Source organism: Streptomyces sp. NPDC026206 (assembly GCF_040638465.1).
Taxonomy (GTDB): Bacteria; Actinomycetota; Actinomycetes; order Streptomycetales; family Streptomycetaceae; genus Streptomyces.
On the sequence record NZ_JBEZYL010000001.1, the window covers coordinates 82,263 to 105,733 of the forward strand.

Here is a 23,471-nt window from a genome sequence, read left to right on the forward strand (position 1 = left end):
AGCAGCCATCCACCGGGAGCTGTCATGTCCCTACGCACCGAACCCACCGCAGAAACCGGACCCACCGCGGACGTCCTGGTCGTCGGGGCAGGGCCCACCGGCCTGCTGCTGGCCGGTGACCTCGCCGCCGCAGGCGTGCGCGTCGTGGTGCTGGAGAAGCGCGCCGAGGAGTCCAACCTCACCCGGGCCTTCGCCGTCCACGCCCGCACCCTGGAGGTCTTCGACGCCCGCGCTCTCGCCGAGCAGCTGATCGGCACCGGCACCTTCCTCGCCCGCCTGCGGCTCTTCGGCCGCACCGACATCGACCTGACCGGCCTCGGGACCCGCTTCCCGGGTGTGCTGATCACCCCGCAGTACGAGACCGAGCGGCTGCTGGAGGAGCGCGCCCTCAAGGAAGGCGCCGGGATCCGGCGCGGCGCCCGGGTCACGGGGCTGCGCCAGGACGCCGAGGGCGTCGACGTGGACGTACAGCCTGCCGGTGAGGGCGCCGCCCCCACCACCGTGCGCGCCCGCTACGTCATCGGCGCGGACGGTGTGCACAGCGCCGTCCGCGAGGCGATCGGCATGCCGTTCCCGGGGCGGTCCGTCCTGCGGTCCGTCATGCTCGCCGACGTCCGCCTGGACACCGAGCCCGGCCGGGTGCCGGCCTTCAACGGCGTCGCCGAGGGCTTCGCGTTCATCGCCCCCTTCGGTGACGGCTGGTACCGCCTCATCGCCTGGGAGCGGGGCAGCGACCTGCCGTCGGGCGCCCCCGTCGACTTCGATACCCTCCGGTCCGTCACCCGTGCCGCCTTCGGCACGGACTTCGGGATGCGCGAGCCCCGCTGGACCTCGCGCTTCCACAGCGACGAACGCCAGGTGCCCCGCTACCGCGACGGCCGCGTCTTCCTGGCGGGCGACGCCGCCCACGTCCACTCACCCGCCGGCGGCCTGGGCATGAACGCCGGCATCCAGGACGCTGCGAACCTCGGCTGGAAGCTCGCCGCGGTCCTGCAGGGGCGGGGCGACGACCGGCTCCTCGACAGCTACCACGACGAGCGCCACCCCGTCGGCAAGGCCGTCCTGCGGGCCAGCGGGGCCCTCGTGCGGACCGTCCTGGCCACCACGCCCCTCACCCGGGGCGTGCGCAACGCGGCGGCCGGAGCCGCCTTCCTCGCCCCCTTCGCCCTGCGCCGGGCCGCCCTGTTCATCTCCGGCATCGGCATCCACTACCCCGCCCCGCCCGGCGCCCACCCCCTCACCGGCCGTCGCGCCCCCGACCTGCCGCTGGCCGAGACCGAGGACGGGCCGGGCCGGCTGTACGAGGCGCTGCGCGCAGGTACGTACGTACGCGTCCTGCCGCGCGGTGCCCGGGTCAAGGACGAGGCCGGCGTCACCACGGTCACCCGTGCCGACGCCGAGACCATCACTCTGCTCGTCCGGCCCGACGGATATGTGGAGCAGGCCTTCGACCGCTGACGGCGGCAGCCGCTAGCCCTTGCTCACCGCTGCCAGGATCTCCGGCAGCCGGCCGGCCGCCCGCGGGGCCGCGAAACGCAGGCCCGCCCAGGCGATCAGCAGCCCGTAGGCTCCACCGGCCGGCACCAGCAGCCACAGCAGGCCCGGCGAGCCCGCCATGTGCAGCCAGACCGCCATCCCCACCACGGGCGCGCACAGCGCGGCGCTCGCCAGCGCGCCGAGCAGCACGCTCATCCAGGCGATGCCGGCCTGACCGGGCGCGACGTTCTTGAACGCCCCCTCCTGCGGAATGGAGTACGGATAGCGCACCGACATCGAGGCACTGGTCGCGAACAGCGCACCCACCAGTGCCAGGCACAACCCCCACACCATGGGCATGTCCCGCCAGTTGCCCGAGAGCGCGGCCGCAGCGAACACGACCAGCGTCACGTACGGGACCGCGAGCAGCGACAGGGCCAGCGCGCGCGACCGCAGCTCGGCGTAGGCATCGCGCGGCGAGGCGATCGTCTGGAGCACCATCCAGAACGCCGAACCGTCCTGCCCGAACTGGTTGTACGTCTGCATGCCGATCATCGTGGCCGCGAAGAACGCGAAGTAGATACTGCCGTTTCCCTGTGCCGTGTTGACGGCGGGCACCACGATGCCGACGAGCAGCGCGGAGGCCCACGCCATGCGGGTCTTCGGGTCGCGGCCTATGTAGCGCAGCGAGCGGAGCATGACGGCGCCCGTCCGCCCGGCGGGCAGGAGGCGGGCGAGGCCGGTGTCCTTGTGTGTCCCGCCTTTCGTGCGCGGGGGTTCGGCGGCCCCCACGGTGGAGGCGTCCGCCGAGGTCATCACCTTGGCCAGGCCGCGCTGCCACCACCACAGCACCGCGGCGAGCACGGCCGCGGTCAGGGCCAGTTCGGCCACCGCCAGGCCGTAGGAGCCCTCGCCTGCCGCCCGGACCGCGTCAAGCGCCGAGGCCGGCGGCACCCACCGCAGCGCCTCCGCCGCCGGCTCCAGCCGGGCGAGGCCGCCGGCGGTGTTCAGCTTGGTCATGCCGAGGTTCACGAACTGCAGTCCGACGGCGATGACCAGGCCGCTCAGCAGGGCCATCTCGCGGCCCTTGCGGCTGGTCAGCAGCCGGACGTTCGCAGTCGCGACGGCCCGGGCCAGCGCCAGGCAGAGCAGCAGCGCCAGGGCGGTAGCGAACACCCCGGCGACCGCCGCCGCGGCACCGTGCGCCGTCGCGATCACCGAACCGAGAAAGATGATCAGTGTGAAGGCCGGGCCTATGCCGATCAGCGACGCCGTCAGCAGGGCCGCCACCAGCGGTGTGGGGCGCAGCGGCAGCATCACCAGCTTGGACGGGTCCATGGTCTCGTCCCCGCCGGGGAAGAACAGCGGCACGATCGCCCAGCCGAAGGCCAGCAACGCCGCCAGCGGGACGGTCAGGGCCGCGGCGTGGTCGTGACCGCGGAGAGCGATGAGACCGATGAGCTGGAGGACGGCGAAAAGAGCGGTCAGGACCAGCGAGGTGACGTAGACGGCCTTGCGGCCCGACGACTGGCGCAGGCCGTTGCGCAGGAGCGAGAGCTTCAGACGGGCGAACGTACCGAGGAGTGAGGGTGCCGTGGTGCTCATCGGACGCCGCCGCCCAGCCAGTCCAGGTTCTCGCTGTCCGTCGCCGCGCGCCCGCCGACCAGTTCCAGGAACGCGTCCTGCAGGGTCGGCGCCTGGCCGCGCACGTCCGCGAGCGGGCCGTGCGCCCGGATGCGGCCGGCGGCCAGCACCGCGACCCAGGAGCAGAGCGACTCCACCAGCTCCATGACGTGGCTGGAGAAGACGACCGTGGCACCGGAGGAGGTGTAGCGCTCCAGCACCTTGCGGATGGTCTGGGCGGAGACCGGGTCGACACCTTCGAAGGGCTCGTCGAGGAAGAGGACTTCGGGGTTGTGGAGCAGCGCGGCGGCCAGGCCGATCTTCTTGCGCATGCCGGTGGAGTAGTCGATGACCAGCTTGTTCTGTGAACCGGCGAGGTCGAGGACGTCCAGGAGCTGGGTGGCGCGCTTGTCGACCTCGTCACCGGGCAGGCCGCGCAGCCGGCCCGTGTAGGCGAGGAGTTCGCGCCCGGACAGGCGCTCGAACATCCGCAGCCCCTCGGGCAGGACCCCGATGCGCGCCTTGACGGCGGCCGGGTCCTGCCAGACGTCGTGGCCGCCGATCTCGACGCGGCCGGAGTCGGGGCGCAGCAGCCCGGTGACCATGGACAAGGTGGTCGTCTTCCCGGCCCCGTTCGGTCCCACGAGGCCGATGAACTGCCCGGCCGGTATCTCCAGGTCGATCCCGGCGACCGCCGCCTGTTCACCGAACCGCTTCCACAGCCCCTCGATGCGGACCGCGGGCATCGTGTCCTGTCCCACTGCGCTCTTCCTCTTCCCCGTGACGTGGTGCTGGGGGCGCAGGAAAAGCCCCGCCCCCTCGAAACCACCGTAGGGGGCGGGCGAGGGGGCGGACAGTGAGGTTTGTCAGTACTTCCCGGCGGGGCCGGGACAGGACGTCTCAGCGGGGCCGGGACAGGGCCGCTTCCCGCCCACAGGCGTAGGCCAGGGCGCTGACCAGCTCTTCCGCGTCCGGCAGCCAGCGGTTGGCGGCGGTGGGCTGGCGGGCCCACTGGACGGGGCCGCGGTTGCCGATGCGGGTGGGGGGCGCGATGACGTAGTCGCCCTCGCCGCGGGCCACGAGGTCGAGGGTGGAGGGCGACCAGCCGAGCTTGCGGGCGTGGTCGGCGACCTTCAGTGCCCCGCCGGGCAGGACGAAGAACAGCATCCGGCGGAACGGTGTGCACGTGATCGGCCCCAGCTGGATCTCCATGCGCTCCATGCGGGCCAGCGCCAGGAACCCGGCGGACTCGGAGACGTCGAGGGCGTCGAAGGCGCGACCGGTCGGCAGCAGGATCGAGGCGCGCGGCTGCTTGCTCCACATGCGCCGCGCCGTCGACGCGCTCCCCGTGGCCTGGGTGGCCCAGTCGGGCCGGGCCGGGTGGGCGCCCGGCGCGGCGCAGTCGAGATCGCCGCACGAGCAGCGCTCCCGCCCGTCCACGGCCTCCAGCCAGGTGCCGGCGAATACGTCCCAGTGCCGATCCTCCGCGTACCTCGCCGCGGCGTCGAGCACGCGCTCGCCGCGTTGTTGGGGGATATGCGGGGCTCCTACTCCGATGGTCTCTTCCACGTTCAACTCAACTCCCCTTGTCACCAGGGGTTACGGCTCTGGCGCAGGCTTGTGGCAACTGCCGGTAACAGCACATGGGGCGCACGGATGCATGTACGGGGGCGCAGGGCAAGGTTCGCCGCCGCGAAGGGGTAGCCACCAGGGCGCGGGCGCTGACCCAGTTCATTGCCGCGATTGATATCAATACCGGCAAGTCCTGCATTCTCCGGATATCCAGGGGGCAAAGATCACAGGAGAAGGCGTTCACCGCTGTACCGGCCCGTCCGCAACGCGCGGAGCCCATCGCGAACGCATAGCAGTCTCAGGGGGTAAAGCATGGCCGCACGGCCACTCGTGGCGCGGCAGCCGAACGAACGGCTGCAAGCGCTGATTCAGGAAGCCGGCTGTTCCAATGCCGGGTTGGCGCGCCGGGTCAACATGTGCGGCGCCGAGCACGGTCTGGACCTGCGCTACGACAAGACGTCGGTGGCCCGCTGGCTGCGGGGCCAGCAGCCGCGCGGCAGGGCTCCCGCCGTCATCGCCGAGGCCCTCGGCCGCAAGCTGGGCCGGTCGGTCACGATCGACGAGATCGGCATGGCCAACGGCAAGAACCTCGCCTCGGGCGTCGGGCTGCAGTTCTCCCCGACGGTCCTCGGCGCCATCGAGCAGGTCTGCGAGCTGTGGCGCAGCGACGTGGGCCGCCGGGACTTCCTCAGCGGCACGTCGGTGGCGTCCTCGGCGTTGGTGGAGCCCAGCCGCGACTGGCTGATCACCGCCGCCGACGCCCAGGTCGCGCGGAGCGCGGGGGCGCGCGTGGGCCCGTCCGACGTCGAGGCGGTGCGCGCCACGACCGACGCCCTGGTCGAGCTCGACCACCGCTACGGCAGCGGCCATGTGCGGCCGGTCGTCGTCCACTACCTCAACAGCGTCGTCTCCGGGCTGCTGGCCGGCTCCTACCGGGAGGCGGTCGGCCGTGAACTCTTCGCGGCGGTCGCCCGCCTGACGGAGCTCGCCGGTTACATGGCCGTCGACACCGGCCAGCCCGGCCTCGCCCAGCGCTACTACATCCAGGCCCTGCGGCTGGCCCAGGCCGCCGGCGACCGTGCTTACGGCGGCTACGTCCTGGCCGCCGGCATGAGCCACCTCGCCGCGTCCCTGGGCAACCCCAGGGAGATCGCCCAGCTCGCCAAGGCCGCGCAAGAGGGCGCGCGGGGACATGTGACGCCCCGGGCGGAGGCGATGTTCTACGCGGCCGAGGCGCGCGGCCACGCGCTGCTCGGTGACGCGCGGTCCTGCCAGACGGTCGCCTCCCGGGCGATCTCCCGGCTCGACGACGCCGAGAACGGGCAGGACAGCGGTGACGACCCGCCGTGGATCCGCCACTTCGACCGTGCGTACCTCTCGGACGAACTGGCGCACTGTCACCGTGACCTCGGCCAGGCCGAACCCGCGCGGCGGCACGCGGAAGATGCGCTGACCACGCATCCGGTGGGACGGGTGCGCCGCCGCGCCATCGACCTGCTGCTGCTGGCCACGGCCCATGTCCAGCAGCGCGAGGTGGAGGAGGCCTGCGCCACGGGCACCCGGGCCCTGGAGCTCCTGGGCACCCTGCGCTCCAACCGGGGGGCGGAGTACCTGGACGACTTCCGCCAGCGGCTGGAGCCGTACCGGGACGAGCCGACGGTGCGGGAGTTCGGGGCGCGGATGGAGATGCAGGCGGCGTAGCGGAGCGGCCCGGGGCCCGGAGCGGCGGCGGTGAGCGGCTGCCCGGGGCCTGGGGCGGGCCCGAGGAGGGCCGGGGGCCGGCGGCGGCGGGCAGGCCCGGGGGAGGGGGGTGAACCGGCGGCGCATGGCCGAGTGCCCGGGCGACCCGGTAGCGTGAGCCGCCGGTTACGTAAGTCCCGTTACAGCCTGAGGAGTCCCCGGTGACGCAGAGCGGACAAGGAAACGAGCCGCAGCCTCCTGCGGCCCCGCCCGCGCCGCCAGTACGGCCTGCCCCCGAGCAGGGCGGCCCCTGGGGGACCGGCGCCCATCGCGCCCCCCTCCCGCCGGAGACCCCGCCGGGCGACTCCGACGCCACCCAGTACCTCCCGCCGCTGGGCGCGGCCCCCATGCCGGGTGCACCGCTGCCGCCCCCGCCGTACGCCGCGCCGCCCGTCTTCGAGGCGGCCACGCAGTACTTGCCGCCGGTGAGCGGGGACGGGAACCTGCCCGGGCGGGGTATGGGCGGGATGCGTGAGATACCCGAGATACATGAGATACCCGAGATACATGAGATACGCGAGATAAGTGAGAGAGGCGGGGCAGGCGGGCGGCCCGGCACGGCGCCGGGCGGCACGGACGGACGCGGCGGCCCCGAATCCGCTGCAGAAGCCACGCAGTTGCTGCCGTCACAGCGGGGCGGCAGCAACGCCAGTGCCGCACCGGCCCGCCCCGACGCGGAGGCGACCGCCCTGATGCCCCCGGCCCCCGGGAGCGCGGGAGCCGCGACGCATTACCTGCCGCCCGACGGCGGCCCGGGCGCCGGTCAGGCGCGTACGGCCGATGGCGAGGCCACGGCGTTCCTGCCGCCGGCCGTTGGTCCGGGTGGCGCAGCCGGTGCGGCTGGTCGCCAGGGTGACGGTGAGGCGACGACGTACCTTCCGTCTTTCGCCGCGGGCCGCACGGGTGAGGGGGACGCCACGGCGTTCCTGCCGCCGGTCGCCGGTCCGGGTGGCGCAGCTGGTGCGGCCGTTCGTCAGGGTGATGGCGAGGCGACGACGTACCTTCCGTCTTTTGCCGCGGGCCGCACGGGTGAGGCGGATGCCACGGCGTTCCTGCCGCCGGCCGTTGGTCCGGGTGGCGGTCAGGCCCGCACGGCCGATGGCGAGGCCACCGCGTTCCTGTCGCCCGTCGCCGGCGCCGACGGCGGCCCCGCTTCGCCGGGCCGCCCGGGCGACGCCGAGGCGACCGCCTTCCTGCCGCCCATGGGCGCCGGTGCCCCGCCCGCCGGTGGCGGCCCGGGCTCCGGCCCCGCGTCGCCCTTCTCGGTGATGGCCCAGGAGGGCGAGCGCCCGCCGCCTGCCGAGTTCGACACGCTCTTCCGGGCCTCCGCGTCGACGCAGTACCTGCCGCCCGTCCCGGCGGGCACCCCCGCCGCCCCGCCGGCCGCGCCACGGCGACGGGCCAAGCCGCCGCAGGGCGGCCCGGTGCCGCCGCCCCCGCCCCCCGCCCCGTACGGCTCGCACGCGGCGTACAACGGCCCCCATACGCCCCCCGGTGGGCAGCCCCCTCTGAACAGCGGCCCCCAGGGCCCCCAGGGCCCCGGCGGCCCTCAGGCGCAGCAGCAGCCGCCGTCGCGCCCGTCCGGGCGCAAGAAGTCGCCCGCCGTGCTGATCGCGGCCGTCGTCGCGGGCTGCGCCGTCGCCGGCCTGGGCGCCGGTGCGCTGCTCAGCGGCGGGGGAGACGAGAAGAGCGACCCGCAGAAGGCCGCCGTCGCGAGCACGGCCCCCACCGCCGCGCCGCAGGACGAGGCCACCCCGAGCGCCGCCCCCTCGCCGCCGGCGAAGTCGGCCGACCCGGCGGAGGCGCAGGCCAAGGCGCTGGACGCGCTCCTGAAGGACAGCAACAACAGCCGGGACGCCGTCATCAAGGCGGTGGACTCCACGAGGAACTGCAAGGACCTCGGCAAGTCCGCCGCCGACCTCACCGCCGCCGCCGGCCAGCGGAACGCGCTCGTGACCCGGCTCGGGCAGGCGCAGACGGACAAGCTGCCCAGGAACACCGAGCTGACGGCGCAGCTGACCAAGGCGTGGCAGTCCTCGGCGTCGGCGGACAGTCACTACGCCGCGTGGGCGCATCAGGTGGAGGGCAAGAACGGCTGCGTGAAGGGCCACGCCCGCCCGTCGGGCGACAGCGTCGCCGGCGACCGGGCCAGCGGTGAGGCGACGGCCGCCAAGAAGAAGGCGGCGGATCTGTGGAACCCGATCGCGAAGAAGTACGGGCTGACGCAGCACGAGTGGACCCAGCTGTAGGCCCCAGGTCCCAGGTCCCACGTCCCGGGGGCCGGCGGGGGAGGGGCCCGTGGCCTATCCCCTGCTCTGCTCCTCCAGGGTCCTGCCCACGTCGACGAACCCGTCCCGCACCGCCACCAGCCGGCCGTCCCGTACGACCTGGTACGTCACGTTCGTGTTGATGATGCGGGGGTAGTCGCGGACGGCCAGCAGGTTCTGGTGCTGCCACTTCAGCGGCGACGTCAGGCCGCCGGTGTCGACCTGGTGGCCCCCGTCGAGGGCGTGACGGACCGAGGCGGCGCTGATGTCGCCGGCGTCCAGGGACAGCAGCACCGACCGCAGCGCGGTGTAGGCGAGCCAGGTGGTCTGCACGCCGGGGTCGGCCGGGTCGACCCGGTTGTCACCGAAGGCGTGGTCCTTGATGACCTTGCGCATCGGTTCCCAGCGGGCGTCGTCGGCGGGCGGGTACCAGCCGGTCACGTATGTGCCCTCCAGCGGGCTGCTCGCGCCGCCCGTGCTGTCGACCAGGGACTGCTGGACGCTGCCGAGCACGGCGGCGATCCGCACCCCGGTGCCCGCGGCCGTCTCGCGCAGGCGGCGGAAGGAGTCGAAGAAGGTGTTCGTGCGCTTGCCGAGCGCGGCCGTGACGCAGGCGCCGTCGTCCTTGCCGGCGCTGTCCAGGGCTGCGGAACTGTGCCGCGTGTAGTCGCTCGCATCCTCGGGCGCCCGGATGTCGGCGGCGTGCGGCCGCCCGCCCGCCGTCAGGCCCGCGTCGAGCAGGGCGGGCAGCTGGTCGCCGGCGATGGTGTCCGGCCGGACGAGCGCCACGCGCCGGCACACGGACGCCAGCTGCCGCCCGTTGCCGGCGAGGAGGGTGGCCTGGCCGCCGTTGACGGGATACGACAGCGGGCTCGTGAACTCCTCGTGGGCGATGCCGTAACCGCCGATGAACGGCGTCCCCGACGCCTCCAGCGGCGACATCATCGAGCGCCCGTGCTGGCTGTAGGAGCCGACGACCGCCACGGCCCCCTCCTCCACCGCGCGCTGCGCGCAGCCCGCGGCCGCCACCGTGTCGTTGTGCTCGTTGCAGGTGAGGACATTCAGCTCGCGGCCGTGGATGCCGCCGTTCGCGTTGACCCAGCGGGCGTAGGCGGTGGCCATGGCCGGCATGCCGGCCATGTTGGTCGCCTGGGTGCCGTCGGGTGCCCAGGTCATGACGGTGATGGGGGCCCGGGAGTCCCCCCGGGCCCCCGGGAACCCGTCGCAGCCGGTGAGGAGCGCCGCTCCCGTGGCTAACGCGGACACCGCGGCGAGGGCGGTGGCCAGGAGCGGGCGGGAGGTCAGGCGGCGCCGTCCGGTCATGGCCCGCAGCCTGCCGCCCGGCAGGGAACGGCCGAGTGATCACGGCGCAACGGAGGGTGACGCGCAGGTGAACAGCGGCCCGGCCCGGGCCGCCGGACGGCCTGCCGGTACGGGAACGTACGATCGATTGCTGTGCAGGGTTCAGAGAAGTCTTCCCGTCGCGGCCGCCGCTCGACCACCATGGACGGTATGCCGCTCAATGACATGCCGTGGTGGCGCTGGCGTACGAACGTACGCTCAGCGCTGCACATGCTCTCGGACCAGGTCTTCCAGCAGGAGTGCTGGCTCACGGGCCGCGAGGGGTACGGGGATGTGACCGACGCCGTCTACCGCCTGGTCGAGGACACCTGGCTGGACAACTGGTCGGCCGAGAAATACGTCGGCACGGTCTTCCGGGACTCGGGTGAGGCCGCGCTCGTCGACGTCGCCGTGCTGCGTGTGCTGCGGATCATGCACCAGGTCGGCGCGGACGCCCCGGTCTCGGCCTACTTGGAGCACCACGGCTGGCCGGAGGCGGTGCGGGCCGCACGCGAGGCGCATCTGCGCCTGGCGGCGAGCGACGGGGACGACCCGGACGCGCCGCCGCGCTCGCTGGCCGTGCTGGAGCTGGCCACCCGGGGCTGAACCTGCTGACCCGCTTGACCGGCTGACTCGGCTGAACCGGCTGAACAGGCCGTGAATGCGGCGGTCCGCGAGGGGCTGCGGGTATGCGACGCTATTGGGCTATGACCAGCGAACAGCCTCAGCAGTACGTCCTCACCCTCTCCTGCCCGGACAAGCAGGGCATCGTGCACGCGGTGTCCAGCTACCTCTTCATGACCGGCTGCAACATCGAGGACAGCCAGCAGTTCGGCGACCGCGACACGGGGCTGTTCTTCATGCGCGTGCACTTCGGCGCGGACGCCCCGGTGACGGTGGACAAGCTGCGGGCCAGCTTCGCGGCGATCGGTGACTCCTTCCACATGGACTGGCAGATCCACCGGTCCGACGAGAAGATGCGCATCGTGCTGATGGTGTCCAGGTTCGGGCACTGCCTCAACGACCTGCTCTTCCGCTCCCGGATCGGGGCCCTTCCGGTGGAGATCGCCGCGGTCGTCTCCAACCACACGGACTTCGCCGAGCTCGTCGGCTCCTACGGCGTGCCCTTCCACCACATTCCGGTGACGAAGGAGAACAAGGCGGAGGCGGAGGCGCGGCTGCTGGAGCTGGTCCAGGCCGAGAACGTCGAGCTGGTCGTGCTCGCCCGCTACATGCAGGTCCTCTCCGACGACCTGTGCAAGTCGCTCTCCGGGCGGATCATCAACATCCACCACTCCTTCCTGCCGAGCTTCAAGGGCGCGAAGCCGTACCACCAGGCGCACGCGCGCGGTGTGAAGCTGATCGGCGCCACCGCGCACTATGTGACGGCCGACCTCGACGAGGGCCCGATCATCGAGCAGGAGGTCGAGCGCGTGGGCCACGACGTCACCCCGGAGCAGCTGGTCGCTGTGGGCCGTGACGTGGAGTGCCAGGCGCTGGCGCGGGCCGTGAAGTGGCACAGCGAGCACCGCGTGCTCCTCAACGGGACCCGCACGGTGGTCTTCGCCTGATCCGGTCTGCCCGGTCTGCCCGGTCCGCCTCCCGGCGGTAGCAGGAGAGCCTGCCCCGGTCCGTCACAGCCGGTCCTTCACGGCCGGTCCGTCACAGCCGCGAGAGCGAGGCCGTCGCGTACAGGACGTCCCGGACCGCCTCGGCGTCGCCGAGCGATCCCGCGGCCGCCTCCTCCGGCGAGACGTGCCCCGCGGCCAGCCTGCAGAACTCCACGCCGTCCAGCGCCACATGCGCCACCGAGCCCTCCGGGGTGCCGAGCGCTCCGGGGGAGTCCAGGGCGATGTACCAGTGGCCGCCGCCCCTGCCCTCGATTTCCAGGTGCAGGGCGCGGCCGGGCGTGCCCGCCGCGACCAGGGTGCGCGGCGGTGGCGCCAGCCCGGCGCGGCGCCGGCCGGCGATCGAGGCCGGCAGCAGCCGGGCCGCGAGGTCGATCATGCGGTTGAGATGCGGGGAGGACGGCGGCTCGTACGGATAGTCGACGGCCTCGGCGATGTCCTCCGCGTGCACCCAGCACTCGAAGGCCCGGTCCAGGAACGAGTCGCGCAGCGGCAGGCTGAACGGCCCGTAGGCCACGGGCAGGCCGGCCACGTCGCCGTCGGCGAAGGAGACGGTCCGTATCAGCGCCCGGCCCTGGTCGCGCCAGGTGGCCCGCACCTGTGCGGGCGGCCCGGCGGGACCGGCCGCCCAGTACGTCTCCGTACGCTCGTCCGGAGAGCCCGCGCCACCGGGGTCCGGCAGGCCCAGCGTGCCCGCGACGAGGCCGTCGACGGCCGTCAGATGGCCGATGACGCCGGCCACGGTCGCCTCGCGCCCGGTGGCCCGCCGCCCGTCGAACCACGTGAGTTGTACCGGGGTCCGCCACTCCGCATCGCCGATGTCGCGCAGCAGCGCGTCGAGCCTGGCGGCTTCCGCCTCGTAGGGCGCGGCCCAGTCGGGGACGGGGATGCGGGCGGGCCGGCGGCCGAGCGCCCCGGCCAGGACGCGGGAGCGCAGCGTGGGGTCGAGGTCGAGGCTGTCCTCGGGGTGCAGCAGGGACACGGCGTCGCGCAGCCGGACGGCCTCGTCCGCGCAGGTGGCGCAGTCGGTGAGGTGTTCCTCGACGGCGGCGGTCTCCTCCGCCGAGCACGCGGCCAGCGCCCACGCGCCGAGCAGCGACTTCAGCACCGGATGCGACCACGGCCGGGGCGGCTGGCCCACGCCGGCGTCCGCTTCGGCCCTGGGCTCCGTGCTCATCGCAGTGCCGCCCCGCCGCCGGGGGGTGAGACCGCCCGCGGTCCCTCATGGGCCGTGGAGAGGAGCTGTAACCCCAGCCGCAACCGCCGCCTGGCCTCGTCCTCGGTGACGCCCAGCCGCGCCGCGGCCTGGCGGTAGTCGAGCCGCCGGAAGTAGGCGAGGTCCAGGGCCGCCCGCAGGGGCGCGGGCATGGACGTGACGATGTAGTCCGCGCGGGCGGCGGCGCTCGCCGCGCGCACCTTCGCGTCGATCTCGGCCGCGGGGCGCTCGCCGTCGTCCTCCGTCCGCCGCAGCCGGCTGACGGCGTGCCGGTGCGCGAGGGAGGCGATCCACGAGCGCAGGGAGCCGTGCTTGGGGTCGTACGCCTCGGGGTGCTCCCAGACGTAGCCGAAGACCTCGCGCGTGACGCGGTCGGCGCCCCGCTCGTCGTCGAGGACGCGGTGGGCGAGGCCGTGCACGAGGGAGGCGAAGCGGTCGTAGAGCTCGCCGAGCGCGGCGGCCTCGCCGTGCGCGAGCCGCTGCTGCATCTTGCGGTCCCACCGGGGTGGTGCGTCGATCGTCATCCGGCCTGCCCCCTCCGTACTGCTGTACGCCCTACCGCCGAATGTATCGGCCGGGTACGACAACGCACGACCTTTGGAAGCGAAACCTGGAAAGGGTGAACTCCGCTTCGGCTGCACGTGGTATAGGTGCGGTCACTTTGGGTTGATGGCCCGTCAAGGGGACCGATCGGACTCGACCGTAGCTGCCCGAATGTGCCGATGTGTTATGCGGGTGTGACCGGATCCATGAGAATTGCGGGTTCGGGCTGGGCATAGGGTCAACAGCGGTCGGCTTATGCCAGGCGTTGCTGCACGGGTGGGCGACGCGGTGGACGACGTGGTGGTCCGCGCGGTGGTCCGCGCGGTGATTTATGCGGGGTTTCACATGGTGCCTCACGGGGGAGGCGCCAGGCAGCCATACCGCGGAAGGGTCCATTCCAAAGGAAACGACAGACCGAGTGAAGGGGCTCGAACGCGTGACGTTGAAGGTGTTGGAGCGCGAGCAGGGGGACTGGGCCGTGCTCCAGGTCTGCGGCGAACTGGATCTGGTGACCTCCCCCTCGGTCCGTCAGCATGTGCACGACGCTGTGGCGGACGGGCGGCGGAGTCTGGTGCTCGACCTCGGTGAAGTCCGGTTCTGCGACTCCAGCGGAGTGGGGGTGCTCATCGCCGCGCGCCGGCTGATGCGCTCCTGCCAGGGCAGGCTCAGGCTCATTCTGCCCGCCCAGGGCACCGTGGAGGACTCACACGTCAACAGGGTGCTCGCGGCACTGGGGGTGCGCCGGCTGTTCGAGGTCTACCCGGACCTTGCCAGCGCGACCGCGGAGCCGGCCTCGAACCCGCTCTCCGCCTGACCGCCTGCGCTACCTCCCCTCCCGGGGGAAGCGGGCCCGCACGACGAACCCGCCCTCCCGCGTGGCCCTCGCCTCCAGCGTCCCGCCCAGGCTCTGCGCCCGCTCCCGCAGTCCGACCAGGCCGTGGCCGCCGCCGGGCAGGTCCGGCGCCGGTACGGCCGAGTCCGCCGGGCCGTTGCGGATCTCCACCAGGAGCCCGGAGCGCTCGTCCTCGATGACCCGTACCCGTACCTTCGAGCCGGGCGCGTGCTTGCGCACGTTGGTCAGCGCTTCCTGCACCGTGCGGAACGCGGCCCGCTCCACGGCCTCGGAGCGATCGGCCCGCGGGTCGGAGCCGTCCTCGAATGTCACGTCCAGGGCGCTCAGCTCGATCAGCCGGGGCAGGTCCGACAGCCGCGGCTGGGGGGTGAGTTCCTCGGTGTCGGCCCCGGCCGCCCGCAGGATGCCGACCATGTGGCGCAGCTCGTCCAGGGTCCTTACGGACAGTTCGCGGATCGTGCGGGCCCCGGCGCGCGCCTGGAGGTCCTCGGTGCTGATCTGGACGGCCCCGGCCTGCAGGCTGATGAGGCTGACCTGGTGGGCGACGACGTCGTGCATCTCGCGGGCGAGCCGGGCGCGCTCGGTGGCCACGACCCGGTCGGCCAGCAGCCGGTCCTCGCGGGCCCGGCTGCGGGTCAGTTCGTCGAGGCGGTCGGCGAGTTCGCGGCGGGTGCGGGTGAGAAGGCCGAGCGCGATGGGCGTGGCCGCCACGACGAAGGCGTCGACCAGGTTGACGGCGGTCTCGCGCCGGTCGGCGTGCGCCAGTTCCGCGGCGGGGTACGGCACGAACTGCGCGGCGGCCATCAGCAGCCCCGTACCGGCGAGCAGCCACCGGTCCGGGCGCCGGGCGGCCACCGTGTACAGGGCGATCATGGGAGCGAGCCAGATGTAGGTCAGGTACATGCCCGGCAAGGTGGCGAGGAAGGCGGTGACGGGCAGCCGTCGCCGCCACAGCAGTGCCACCGCCGCGAGCAGTGACAGCCCGAGGTCGCGACCGGGGTCGACGCCGTTGACCAGCAGGGCGTCCCCGGTCCCGAGCAGTGCGGGCCCGACGACCGGTACCCAGGCCGGCAATCGGTCGGGCATGGAGGCACGCCACAGACTCATCGACCGCCACCCTCCCGCCCGGTGACCCCGCTGCCCGGGCCCGCGGCTCGGCTGTGCCGGCCGGCGGCCCCGCTTTCCCGGCTCGTGGCTCCGCTGTGCGGGCCCGTGGTCTCGTTGTGCCGGCCGGTGGCTCGGCTTTCCCGGCTCGTGGCTTCGTTGTGCGGGCCCGCGGCGCCGCTGTGCTGGCCGGTGGCCCCGCCTTCCCGGCTCGTGGCTTCGTTGTGCGGGCCCGCGGCGCCGCTTTCCCGGCTCATGGCCCCGCTGTGCCGACCGGTGGCCCCGCTTTCCGGAACCGTGGCTCTGCCCTTCCGGCCCGTGACCCCGCCTTCCCGCCCCGCGGCCCCGCCTTCCCGGCCCGTGGCCACGAGTCCCGCTCGGTCGGCGACGACCGCGGCCTGCACCCGGTTGACTCCGCCCAGCTTTCCCAGGACCGCGCGGACATGGTCCTTGACCGTGCTGGGCGCCAGCCCCATTCGCTCGGCGATCTGCGGGTTGGCCAGGCCCGCGCCCAAGTGGGCCAGCACCTCGCGCTCGCGCGGGGTCAGCGCCCCTACCGCCGCGGCGGCGGTCGCCTCGGCCTCGGCGGCGAGGTAGCCGCCGATGACCGCGCGGGTCACGCCCGGGTCGAGGACGCTGCCGCCGCCGGCGAGCGTGCGGACGGCCCGTACGAGCTGCTCGGGGTCGGTGTCCTTGAGCAGGAAGCCGGTGGCGCCGGCGCGCAGCGCGGCGGCCAGGTACTCGTCGGCGTCGAAGGTGGTGAGCATGGCGACGGCGGGCGGCCGCGGGTGGGCGCGCAGGGCACGCAGCACGGTCAGGCCGTCGACGTCCGGCATCCGGATGTCCAGGAGCACGACGTCGGGGGTGCTGCGCAGTACGGCGGCCACGGCTTCGCCGCCGGTGCAGTCGGCGACCACGTCGATGTCCGGGGCCGTGCCCAGGATCAGCCGCAGCCCGGACCGGACGAGCTGTTCGTCGTCCACCACCGCAACACGGATCACCGCCCGCTACCTCTTCCCTTTCATGTGGGGTTTCCTTGGGTTGCCATGGTTTATCCATGGGTTTCCACCGGGCCCCACCGGCCGGAATCCCCCGGCCTCGGCACAGCCTGCCGCACCGGCGGAGAAAAGCGGAGCTCGGCGCTCCACCCCGGGGCCGGGCCCACCCCCGCCGGTCGGCGGGGGTGGGTCTGGACCCACGGCGGATTCCGTCCGGGCCCGCGGACGGGCAGAGTGCTGTCCATGCTGCACCATGCGGGGGCCGGCCCGCGGACTCCGGCCCGTGCGTGGCGCGCCCGCGCGCTCGTCGTGGCCGGCGTCTGTACTGCCGCCCTCGCCACCGCGTGCGGCCCACGGTCGCAGGCCGCCGCGCCCCCCACAGGCGGCGGCCTGTCCGTGTCCTACGAGGCCCCCTTGCGCGGTGGTGCGGACGAGAGGGCCTTCCTGCGCGGCCGCCGGTTGCCGGAGAAGGTCGCGGAGGACCTGAACCGCTCGGTCCGCCTGCCCGGGCGGGTGCAGATCGTCGGCCGTTCGTGCAAGCAGAACGACACTCCCGAGTACGACCCGCAGACCGGCCGGATCACGCTCTGCTACGGCTTCATCGGCGAGGTGCGCTCGATGTTCGAGGCCGACCGGGGCTCCGGCGCCGTCGGCGACACCGAGGAGCGGACGGCGGGTGTCGTCACCGAGACGCTCTACCACGAGGCCGGCCACGCGCTCCTCGACAAGCTGGACCTGCCGTTCACCGGTCATGAGGAGGACGTCGCCGACCAGTTCGCGGCGTACCGCCTGCTCGGCCAGGGCGACGCCGGCCGCGCCGCGCTGCTGGCCGCCGCCGACAACTACGACCAGTACGCGCACGCCGCCGCCCTGCACGGCCTCGCCGACGCCGATCCCTCCGACGAGCACGCCCCGGACGCCGCCCGCAGTGCCAGCTACCGCTGCTACCTGTACGGCTCCGCACCGGCCACCGGGCGGTCGAAGGAGTACCGCGCGCTCGTCGACGGCAAGCGGCTGAGCAAGGAGCGGGCGGGGCTGTGCGAGGAGGAGTACGAGGACCTGCGGCGCGGCTGGGGGCGACTCCTCGCGCCGCACGCAGCCGGCCGCTGACCGGCCCCGGTGAGGGGAGGGCCGGTCGGCGGGCCGGGGGCGGCCCGGGGTGTCAGGGGCGCGGCCAGTGCGGCGGTGCGGTGGGCGCCGGCCCCAGCGTGGTCGTGCCGGGCGCGGCCCGGTGCCCGAGACCGGTGCGGTAGGCGTCCAGGGCGGCTTCCGTGCGGCCCGTACGCCGCAGCAGATCGCCCAGCAGACGGCACAGGTCGGCGAGGTCGCCGGCGGCACCCGTGCGCTCCAGCAGGGACAGCGCGGCGCAGTAGTGCTCCTCGGCGGCCTCGGTGTCGGCGCGCTCCTCGGCGATGAGCCCGAGCAGCCGGTGCGCGCCGCCCGCGTGGACCGCGCCGCGCTCCGCCCCGAGCGCCGTGGGCGACAGCAGCGGGCGCAGCAGCTCCTCGGCCTCGGCGGCCTTCCCCCGGCGCCGCAGCACGTCCGCGAGCTCCACCTCGACCTGCACGGTGAACAGGGCGGCGCGCTTGGACGCCAGCATGTCGCGGGCCGTGCGCAGCTCGCTCTCGGCCTTGCGCAGATTGCCGTCCTGGGCGTGCACGTAGCCGCGCATCCAGTGGCAGTGGGCGAGCTCGGTGCGTATGTGCAGCTGCTGGTAGAGCTCCTGGGCCTTGGCGAGGGAGGCGTCGGCGTCGGCGATCCGGCCCTCGGCGATGAGGGTGCGGGCGACGCCCCGGTGCATGCCGGCGACGAGCGCGGGGTTGTCCACCTGGGGCGCGAGGGTCAGCGCGAGCTCGGCGGCGTGCGAGGCGCGTGCGTGCGCCCCCATGTCCATGTAGGGCGCGATGGAGGCGGTGTACAGGAGCAGCAGCGCGTCCGGGTCGTGCATGCCGGAGGCGTTCAGCTCGTCGAGGGCCGTCTCCAGCAGGTAGCAGGAGTAGCGCAGTTCGCCGGCGAGGAGATGGGCCGTGGCACGGCCGCGCAGGGCCGGGATGCGGCGCGGCAGCGGCTGGCCGGCGAGCAGGGTCTCGGCCGCGGCGAAGTGGTCGCGGGCGTCGGTGAGCTCGCCGGTCTCCAGGGCGCAGTCGCCGAGCCCGAGCAGGGCGGTGAAGTGCTCCTGTACGAGATCGAGCGCGGCGGCCTCGTCGCGCAGGGCGCGGAAGAGCACGGCGGCGTCCTCCGCGTCGCCGGTGGCCAGCGTGCGCCGGGCGTCGGTCAGCCGCATCCGCAGCTCGGTGGCCAGGTGCGGGGGGCGGCCGGTGGCGAGCTCCTCGACGGTGGTGCCCAGCCGCCCGGCCAGGTGGCGCAGGGCGGTCTCGGAGGGACGGACCTTGCCGGCCTCCAGCGTGGAGATGTACGCGGCGGTGTAGGCGGGTTCGGCCAGCTGTTTCTGGGTGAACCCCTTTTCGGTGCGTAGCCGCAGGACGCGGCGTCCGATGTCGCAGGGCTCGTCCGCCCGTATGCCGTGGGTGCTGTTCTCGGCCACTTCCGCCCCTCGGTACATTGCGCCGTGATCCAAGCCGTGCATTAAATCTGCTTACGTGAGGATGTAACCGTGCCGAAGACCACCGGGACACGGGGAGCCGGACATGCCACCTTCCGGCAGCCGGGGCTCGCTCTGACCGACCACTTCTTCGACGTACCGCTTGACCATACGGCCCCTGATGGGGAGCGCATCCGCCTCTACGCCCGGGAGGTCGTGGCGGCCGGCCGCGCGCACGAGGAGCTGCCGTGGCTGGTCTACCTCCAGGGCGGCCCCGGCTTCCCCGCCGGACGGCCCGTGGGCCGCGAGAACTGGCTCGACCGCGCGCTGGAGGACTACCGCGTCCTCCTCCTCGACCAGCGCGGCACCGGCCGCTCCACCCCGGCCGGGCGGCAGACCCTCCCGCTGCGCGGCGCCCCTGAGCAGCAGGCCGGCTACCTCGCCCACTTCCGCGCCGACGCGATCGTCCGCGACTGCGAGTACATCCGCCCCCGGCTGACCGGCGGCCGGCCGTGGGCCGTCCTGGGACAGAGCTTCGGCGGCTTCTGCGCCGTCACCTACCTCTCGCTCGCGCCGGAGGGGCTCGCCGAGGTGCTGATCACCGGCGGCCTGCCGTCGCTGGACGCCGACGCGGACACCGTCTACCGCGCGGCCTACCCGCGCATGGAGCGCAAGTCCCTCGCGCACTACGCCCGTTATCCGCAGGACGAGGAGGCGGCGCGGCGCATCGCGGAGCACCTCGCCGGCACGCAGGAGGTGCTGCCGGACGGCACGCTGCTGACCGTTCAGGCGTTCCAGCAGCTCGGCATCCTGCTGGGCACCGGCGACGGCTCGCACCGGCTGCACTACCTGCTGGAGGACGCGTTCGTGCCGACCGTCGACGGGCCCCGCCTGTCCGACGCGTTCACCGAACAGGCCGCGGCGCTGCTCTCGCGCGCCGGGAGTCCTCTGTACACGCTCCTCCATGAGGCCATTTATGCCCAGGACGAGCGCGCGACGCACTGGTCGGCCGAGCGTATACGCGCGGAATTCCCGCAGTTCGAACAGCACTTCGAGCCCGATGGGCGCTTCCTCTTCACCGGTGAGACCGTCCACCCCTGGATGCTGCGCACCCATGCCGCCCTGCGCCCCCTGCGGCACACCGCCGAGCTGCTCGCCGAGCGCAAGGGCTGGACCCCGCTGTACGACGCCGGGCGGCTCGCGCGCAACACGGTGCCCGTCGCCGCCGCGGTCTACCACGACGACCTGTACGTCGACACGGAGCACTCCCTGCGAACGGCGCGGGCCATCGCCGGGCTGCGGACGTGGGTCACGGACGAGTACGAGCACGACGGCCTGCGGGCGAGCGGGCGGGTGGTGCTGGACCGGCTGCTGCGGCTCGTGAGGGACGAGGCCTGAGCGTCATGTGAGGTCGTTGTGACGCACATTGCGTCGCATCCATTGTCATGGACCTCCCGAACCCGTACGTTGAGCCGCGCCTTAACGCGACTTAACCCGCCACTTAACAGGCGGGTTTCGGTTTCGGGAGGAACCCCCCATGCACAGACGAATATCCTTCGCGGCCGGCGTGGCCGCCCTGGCCGTCCTCGCCGCCGGGACGAGCGCCGCCGCAGTCGGAGAGAGCCCGCATCCCAAACCCCTCCAACGGGTGGAGTACTTCACCGAACCCGGCGGCCACCCGCACCACGCCACCGTCCCTGTATCCCCCACCCCCGTCCGCCCGCTGCGCCCCTCGGCCAAGGGCGACGGCGATGTGACCCGGATCGTCGAGAACGGCCCCGTGGGCACCAAGCTCGACGTGGTCTTCGTCGGCGACGGCTACACCGCCTCCGAGCAGGACGCCTTCCACGCGGCCGTGCGCACCAAGTGGGAGCGGATGTCGGCCGTCGAGCCCTACGCCTCCTACCGCAGCCTCTTCAACGTCTGGGCCGTGGACGCCGTCTCGCACGACTCCGGCGTCTCCAACGATCCGGCCCAGGGCGTCGTCAAGGACACCGCCCTCGGCTCGGGCTTCTTCTGCGACGGCATCGAGCGGCTGCTGTGCGTGGACACCGCCAAGGTCGAGTCGTACGCCACCAAGGCGCCCGCAGCCGATCTGGTCGTGGTGCTCTCCCACTCCACCAAGTACGGCGGCGCCGGCTACAACGACGTCGTATCCCAGGCCGGTTACGACGGCATCGCCACCGCCTCCTCCGACAACGACCGCTCCGATCAGATCCTCGTCCACGAGAGCGGGCACTCGCTCGGCAAGCTCGCCGACGAGTACCAGTACGACGAGTACGGCACCTACACCGGCCCCGAGCCGGCGGACGCCAACACCTCCACGCTCAGCGCGGACCGGATGACCGCCCAGCGGCAGAAGTGGTACCGCTGGATCGGCCGGACGTCGCCGGACGGCGGCGCGGTCGGCACCTACGAGGGCGGGGGCTACTACCCCAAGGGCCTCTTCCGTCCCACCGAGAACTCGCTCATGCGCTCCCTGGGGCGGGAGTTCAACCTGCCCGGCCGTGAGGCGATGATCGCGGGCTTCTACCGGCACGCGAGCGTGCTCACCGGGACGCCGGGCCAGGGCTCCGTCGTGAGCCGCGGTGAACGCGTGAGCGCCCGGCCGGGGTCGGCGACGACCGAGGTGCGCTGGTACGTCGACGGCCGCGAGGCCGTGGCGGCCCGGGGCAGGACGACGGTCGTCCCGCGCTCGCTGGGCGTCCCCGCCGACGGCCGGCGGCACGTACTGACGGCCAAGGGGACCGACCGTACGGACGCGGTGCGCGACCCGGCGCTGGCCGGGCGGATGACGACCACGCTGGCGTGGCGGGTCGGCTGACCCGTCCGCGGGAACCCGGGGCCTACGCCGGTCCGGCCGTGAGCGGGGCCGGGCCGGGGTAGGCCCGCGCGAGCCGCGAGAATCCCCGCTCCAGGGCCGCGTCGACGGCGGCCCGTACCCGCTCGGCCGGTTCGCCCGCCGCCATGGCGGTGTGCAGGGCCGCGTAGGCCGTCTCGCCGGCGGCGATGGCCAGGGCGGCGAACAGATCCAGCTCGGCGCGCTCCGCCCCGGGGGCCCGCGCCGCGAGGAGCTCGGCGAGCAGCCGCTGCCGCTCCCGCACCATCGGCAGGTAGCTGCGCGTGAGCGTGGGGCTCTCCAGCAGGATGCGGGAGAAGAGTTCGACGCGACCTACGCCCGGATCACCGAGCGGTCGCTGCCGCACTGGGCCGACCCGGGCCGGAGGACCGAGGGGATCAACCGCAACGACGGCGGACGCGGCGTGTACGTGTGGGACCCGGGCGGCACGGTCGCCGTCGAGTTCTTCACCGTCCCCTACGGCGGCTGGCCGCAGTCCGCCTGACGGCGGCCGCTAACGCACCAGCTCCCGCTCCAGGGGCGTACGGAACCGGGGCGTGACGCGGACGTTCCCGATCCAGGCGGACAGCCGCACGGCCTCCGCATCGATCGCGGCCTCCGCGTCGCGCCCCACGTCCGTCAGCACGCGCCGGACGATCTCGCCGTCGGCGCGCTGGGCCCAGCCGCCGACGACGCGGCCGTTCCACCAGACGGTGGGGCCGACGTTGCCGGCCCGGTCGAAGAGGGAGGCCACGAGCGCGGGCACGTCGGGGGAGAGGTACCAGTCGCGCTCGCGCCAGCCCATGGCGGTGGAGTCGAGCCCGGGAAGCAGCGCCGCCCAGTCACCGCACGGCTCGACGTCACCGAGGTCGCCGGGCAGCGCGAACCCGGCCCCCGCGTCGAGCCGCACGGCGCGGGCTCCGGCGTCCGCCAGAGCCGTCCGGGTGTCGCGCAGCGTCCACCCGGTCCACCACTTCAGGTCGGCCTCCGTCGACGGCCCGTACGAGGCGAGCCGGCGCCGCACGAGTTCCGCCTTCGCCTCGCGCACGGGAACGTCCGGCAACTGCGGCGCCGGCGCCCACGGGTAGAGGCTGCTCGTCCACGATCCGCGCGGCCGGGCGCGGCGCACGTGCCCGTCGGCGGCCAGCAGCCGCAGCACCCGGCTGCCCACGCTCTGCCGCGCCTCGTACGGCTTGCCGGGCGACATCACCACCGACTCCCGCAGGGCGGGCACGTCCTCGGCCAGTTCGGAGGTGGTCGCCTCGCCGCGGGCCGCGAGGGCGGCCAGCACCTCCTGCTCGGTGCGCACCAGGCGCCGCTCGTCCCACCCCGGCAGGCTCTCGCGCAGGTGCTTCAGCAGGCCCGCCCGCTCCTTGAGCGCGATCGCGCGGGCGGTGGAGGAGCCGACGTAGGGGGCGGTAGCGGTGCTCACGGCGAAGATCGTGCGCCGCATGGAGAGCAGCTTCACCAGCGTCACGTCCTCGTACAGCCCCCGCTCCACCTCGGCCGCGGACGGCTCGGCGAGCCGCGCGCACGCGGACAGGTACACGGTCGCCGGGTCGGTGGCGTGCAGCCCGACGAGGGCGTCGGCCACCTCCTCGACGGTCGCGGCACGGTGGCCGGGTGCCAGGAGGTGACGGCGTCCGAGGCGGGCGCGGCGCTGCTCGTCACGGATGTGGGGAACGCTGGTGGTGGGGGCCATGGGGCGACGCTAGAGGGCCGGTAGGAC

19 protein-coding genes and 1 pseudogene are annotated in these 23,471 nt (G+C 73.7%); 9 read left to right on the forward strand and 11 right to left on the reverse strand.

The annotated features are described in order from the left end of the window. The first annotated feature begins 24 nt into the window (after positions 1 to 24). Complete coding sequence (locus AB0F13_RS00405; RefSeq protein WP_362072709.1) at positions 25 to 1,458, forward strand: FAD-dependent monooxygenase; 1,434 nt, start codon at positions 25 to 27, stop codon at positions 1,456 to 1,458. 12 nt (positions 1,459 to 1,470) lie between these two features. Here the strand turns inward: AB0F13_RS00405 and AB0F13_RS00410 are convergent, their stop codons facing one another. The 3 genes from AB0F13_RS00410 to AB0F13_RS00420 all read right to left on the reverse strand — a co-directional run bounded on the left by AB0F13_RS00410 (position 1,471) and on the right by AB0F13_RS00420 (position 4,674). Next, the gene (locus AB0F13_RS00410; RefSeq protein WP_362072712.1) at positions 1,471 to 3,081 is read right to left on the reverse strand and encodes a transporter; all 1,611 of its coding nucleotides are present in this window, start codon (positions 3,079 to 3,081) and stop codon (positions 1,471 to 1,473) included. Next, the gene (locus AB0F13_RS00415) at positions 3,078 to 3,845 is read right to left on the reverse strand and encodes an ABC transporter ATP-binding protein (protein ID WP_362074400.1); all 768 of its coding nucleotides are present in this window, start codon (positions 3,843 to 3,845) and stop codon (positions 3,078 to 3,080) included. The genes AB0F13_RS00410 and AB0F13_RS00415 overlap by 4 nt, the downstream gene beginning before the upstream one ends. A gap of 154 nt (positions 3,846 to 3,999) precedes the next feature. After that, positions 4,000 to 4,674, reverse strand: a complete 675-nt coding sequence (locus AB0F13_RS00420) for a bifunctional DNA primase/polymerase (RefSeq protein WP_362072715.1) — start codon at positions 4,672 to 4,674, stop codon at positions 4,000 to 4,002. 309 nt (positions 4,675 to 4,983) lie between these two features. On the opposite strand from AB0F13_RS00420, the gene AB0F13_RS00425 reads away from it, so the two are divergent. Further along, positions 4,984 to 6,372 (forward strand): transcriptional regulator, encoded by a 1,389-nt coding sequence (locus tag AB0F13_RS00425; protein ID WP_362072718.1) that lies wholly within the window; start codon positions 4,984 to 4,986, stop codon positions 6,370 to 6,372. A 200-nt stretch (positions 6,373 to 6,572) separates the two neighbouring features. After that, a complete protein-coding gene (locus AB0F13_RS00430) occupies positions 6,573 to 8,660 on the forward strand; it encodes a hypothetical protein (protein ID WP_362072721.1) in 2,088 nt (695 codons plus the stop codon). Between the two features lie 54 nt (positions 8,661 to 8,714). On the opposite strand, the gene AB0F13_RS00435 is transcribed toward AB0F13_RS00430, so the two are convergent. After that, a complete protein-coding gene (locus AB0F13_RS00435; RefSeq protein WP_362072724.1) occupies positions 8,715 to 10,001 on the reverse strand; it encodes an ABC transporter substrate-binding protein in 1,287 nt (428 codons plus the stop codon). 180 nt (positions 10,002 to 10,181) lie between these two features. Between AB0F13_RS00435 and AB0F13_RS00440 the strand changes: the two genes are divergently transcribed. Beyond that, on the forward strand, positions 10,182 to 10,625 hold the full coding sequence (locus AB0F13_RS00440; RefSeq protein ID WP_362072727.1) for a hypothetical protein: 444 nt from the start codon (positions 10,182 to 10,184) through the stop codon (positions 10,623 to 10,625). Between the two features lie 101 nt (positions 10,626 to 10,726). After that, positions 10,727 to 11,590, forward strand: coding sequence for a formyltetrahydrofolate deformylase (gene purU / locus AB0F13_RS00445; RefSeq protein ID WP_362072730.1), 864 nt, complete (start codon positions 10,727 to 10,729; stop codon positions 11,588 to 11,590). 91 nt (positions 11,591 to 11,681) lie between these two features. Here purU and AB0F13_RS00450 read toward each other — a convergent pair whose 3' ends face one another. Beyond that, positions 11,682 to 12,824 (reverse strand): maleylpyruvate isomerase N-terminal domain-containing protein, encoded by a 1,143-nt coding sequence (locus AB0F13_RS00450; RefSeq protein WP_362072733.1) that lies wholly within the window; start codon positions 12,822 to 12,824, stop codon positions 11,682 to 11,684. After that, positions 12,821 to 13,387 carry a sigma-70 family RNA polymerase sigma factor gene (locus AB0F13_RS00455; RefSeq protein ID WP_362072736.1) on the reverse strand — a complete coding sequence of 189 codons (567 nt, stop codon included), beginning with the start codon at positions 13,385 to 13,387 and terminating at the stop codon, positions 12,821 to 12,823. Before AB0F13_RS00455 ends, AB0F13_RS00450 begins: the two co-directional genes overlap by 4 nt. Positions 13,388 to 13,842: 455 nt before the next feature. Between AB0F13_RS00455 and AB0F13_RS00460 the strand changes: the two genes are divergently transcribed. Next, the gene (locus AB0F13_RS00460; RefSeq protein WP_362072739.1) at positions 13,843 to 14,220 is read left to right on the forward strand and encodes an STAS domain-containing protein; all 378 of its coding nucleotides are present in this window, start codon (positions 13,843 to 13,845) and stop codon (positions 14,218 to 14,220) included. Positions 14,221 to 14,229: 9 nt separating this feature from the next. Here AB0F13_RS00460 and AB0F13_RS00465 read toward each other — a convergent pair whose 3' ends face one another. Both AB0F13_RS00465 and AB0F13_RS00470 read right to left on the reverse strand, forming a co-directional pair. Further along, entirely contained in the window at positions 14,230 to 15,366 is a 1,137-nt protein-coding gene (locus AB0F13_RS00465) for a histidine kinase (RefSeq protein ID WP_362072742.1), read from the reverse strand. A gap of 359 nt (positions 15,367 to 15,725) precedes the next feature. Then, positions 15,726 to 16,364: pseudogene (locus tag AB0F13_RS00470) on the reverse strand (response regulator transcription factor); the annotation flags it as partial. Positions 16,365 to 16,604: 240 nt separating this feature from the next. On the opposite strand from AB0F13_RS00470, the gene AB0F13_RS00475 reads away from it, so the two are divergent. Continuing rightward, a complete protein-coding gene (locus AB0F13_RS00475; RefSeq protein WP_362072745.1) occupies positions 16,605 to 17,471 on the forward strand; it encodes a DUF4344 domain-containing metallopeptidase in 867 nt (288 codons plus the stop codon). A 52-nt stretch (positions 17,472 to 17,523) separates the two neighbouring features. Here the strand turns inward: AB0F13_RS00475 and AB0F13_RS00480 are convergent, their stop codons facing one another. After that, on the reverse strand, positions 17,524 to 18,906 hold the full coding sequence (locus tag AB0F13_RS00480; RefSeq protein ID WP_362072748.1) for a helix-turn-helix domain-containing protein: 1,383 nt from the start codon (positions 18,904 to 18,906) through the stop codon (positions 17,524 to 17,526). Positions 18,907 to 18,975: 69 nt separating this feature from the next. Between AB0F13_RS00480 and AB0F13_RS00485 the strand changes: the two genes are divergently transcribed. Both AB0F13_RS00485 and AB0F13_RS00490 read left to right on the forward strand, forming a co-directional pair. Continuing rightward, complete coding sequence (locus tag AB0F13_RS00485) at positions 18,976 to 20,301, forward strand: alpha/beta fold hydrolase (RefSeq protein ID WP_362072751.1); 1,326 nt, start codon at positions 18,976 to 18,978, stop codon at positions 20,299 to 20,301. A gap of 139 nt (positions 20,302 to 20,440) precedes the next feature. Beyond that, positions 20,441 to 21,727, forward strand: a complete 1,287-nt coding sequence (locus AB0F13_RS00490) for a M64 family metallopeptidase (RefSeq protein ID WP_362072754.1) — start codon at positions 20,441 to 20,443, stop codon at positions 21,725 to 21,727. Positions 21,728 to 21,749: 22 nt separating this feature from the next. Here AB0F13_RS00490 and AB0F13_RS00495 read toward each other — a convergent pair whose 3' ends face one another. Further along, complete coding sequence (locus AB0F13_RS00495; protein ID WP_362072757.1) at positions 21,750 to 22,109, reverse strand: hypothetical protein; 360 nt, start codon at positions 22,107 to 22,109, stop codon at positions 21,750 to 21,752. A 147-nt stretch (positions 22,110 to 22,256) separates the two neighbouring features. After that, positions 22,257 to 23,444: a winged helix DNA-binding domain-containing protein gene (locus AB0F13_RS00500; RefSeq protein ID WP_362072760.1), complete on the reverse strand. Its 1,188-nt coding sequence runs from the start codon at positions 23,442 to 23,444 to the stop codon at positions 22,257 to 22,259. Positions 23,445 to 23,471 lie beyond the last annotated feature (27 nt).

Excerpts from the sequence above, each read along its gene's own strand:
- AB0F13_RS00490 (WP_362072754.1), top strand. The coding sequence starts at position 20,441 with ATGCACAGACGAATATCCTTCGCGGCCGGCGTGGCCGCCCTGGCCGTC.
- AB0F13_RS00450 (WP_362072733.1), bottom strand. The coding sequence starts at position 12,824 with ATGAGCACGGAGCCCAGGGCCGAAGCGGACGCCGGCGTGGGCCAGCCG.
- AB0F13_RS00440 (WP_362072727.1), top strand. The coding sequence starts at position 10,182 with ATGGACGGTATGCCGCTCAATGACATGCCGTGGTGGCGCTGGCGTACG.
- AB0F13_RS00405 (WP_362072709.1), top strand. The coding sequence starts at position 25 with ATGTCCCTACGCACCGAACCCACCGCAGAAACCGGACCCACCGCGGAC.
- AB0F13_RS00455 (WP_362072736.1), bottom strand. The coding sequence starts at position 13,387 with ATGACGATCGACGCACCACCCCGGTGGGACCGCAAGATGCAGCAGCGG.
- AB0F13_RS00435 (WP_362072724.1), bottom strand. The coding sequence starts at position 10,001 with ATGACCGGACGGCGCCGCCTGACCTCCCGCCCGCTCCTGGCCACCGCC.
- AB0F13_RS00500 (WP_362072760.1), bottom strand. The coding sequence starts at position 23,444 with ATGGCCCCCACCACCAGCGTTCCCCACATCCGTGACGAGCAGCGCCGC.
- AB0F13_RS00475 (WP_362072745.1), top strand. The coding sequence starts at position 16,605 with ATGCTGCACCATGCGGGGGCCGGCCCGCGGACTCCGGCCCGTGCGTGG.
- AB0F13_RS00425 (WP_362072718.1), top strand. The coding sequence starts at position 4,984 with ATGGCCGCACGGCCACTCGTGGCGCGGCAGCCGAACGAACGGCTGCAA.
- AB0F13_RS00465 (WP_362072742.1), bottom strand. The coding sequence starts at position 15,366 with ATGAGTCTGTGGCGTGCCTCCATGCCCGACCGATTGCCGGCCTGGGTA.
- AB0F13_RS00410 (WP_362072712.1), bottom strand. The coding sequence starts at position 3,081 with ATGAGCACCACGGCACCCTCACTCCTCGGTACGTTCGCCCGTCTGAAG.
- AB0F13_RS00415 (WP_362074400.1), bottom strand. The coding sequence starts at position 3,845 with ATGCCCGCGGTCCGCATCGAGGGGCTGTGGAAGCGGTTCGGTGAACAG.
- purU (WP_362072730.1), top strand. The coding sequence starts at position 10,727 with ATGACCAGCGAACAGCCTCAGCAGTACGTCCTCACCCTCTCCTGCCCG.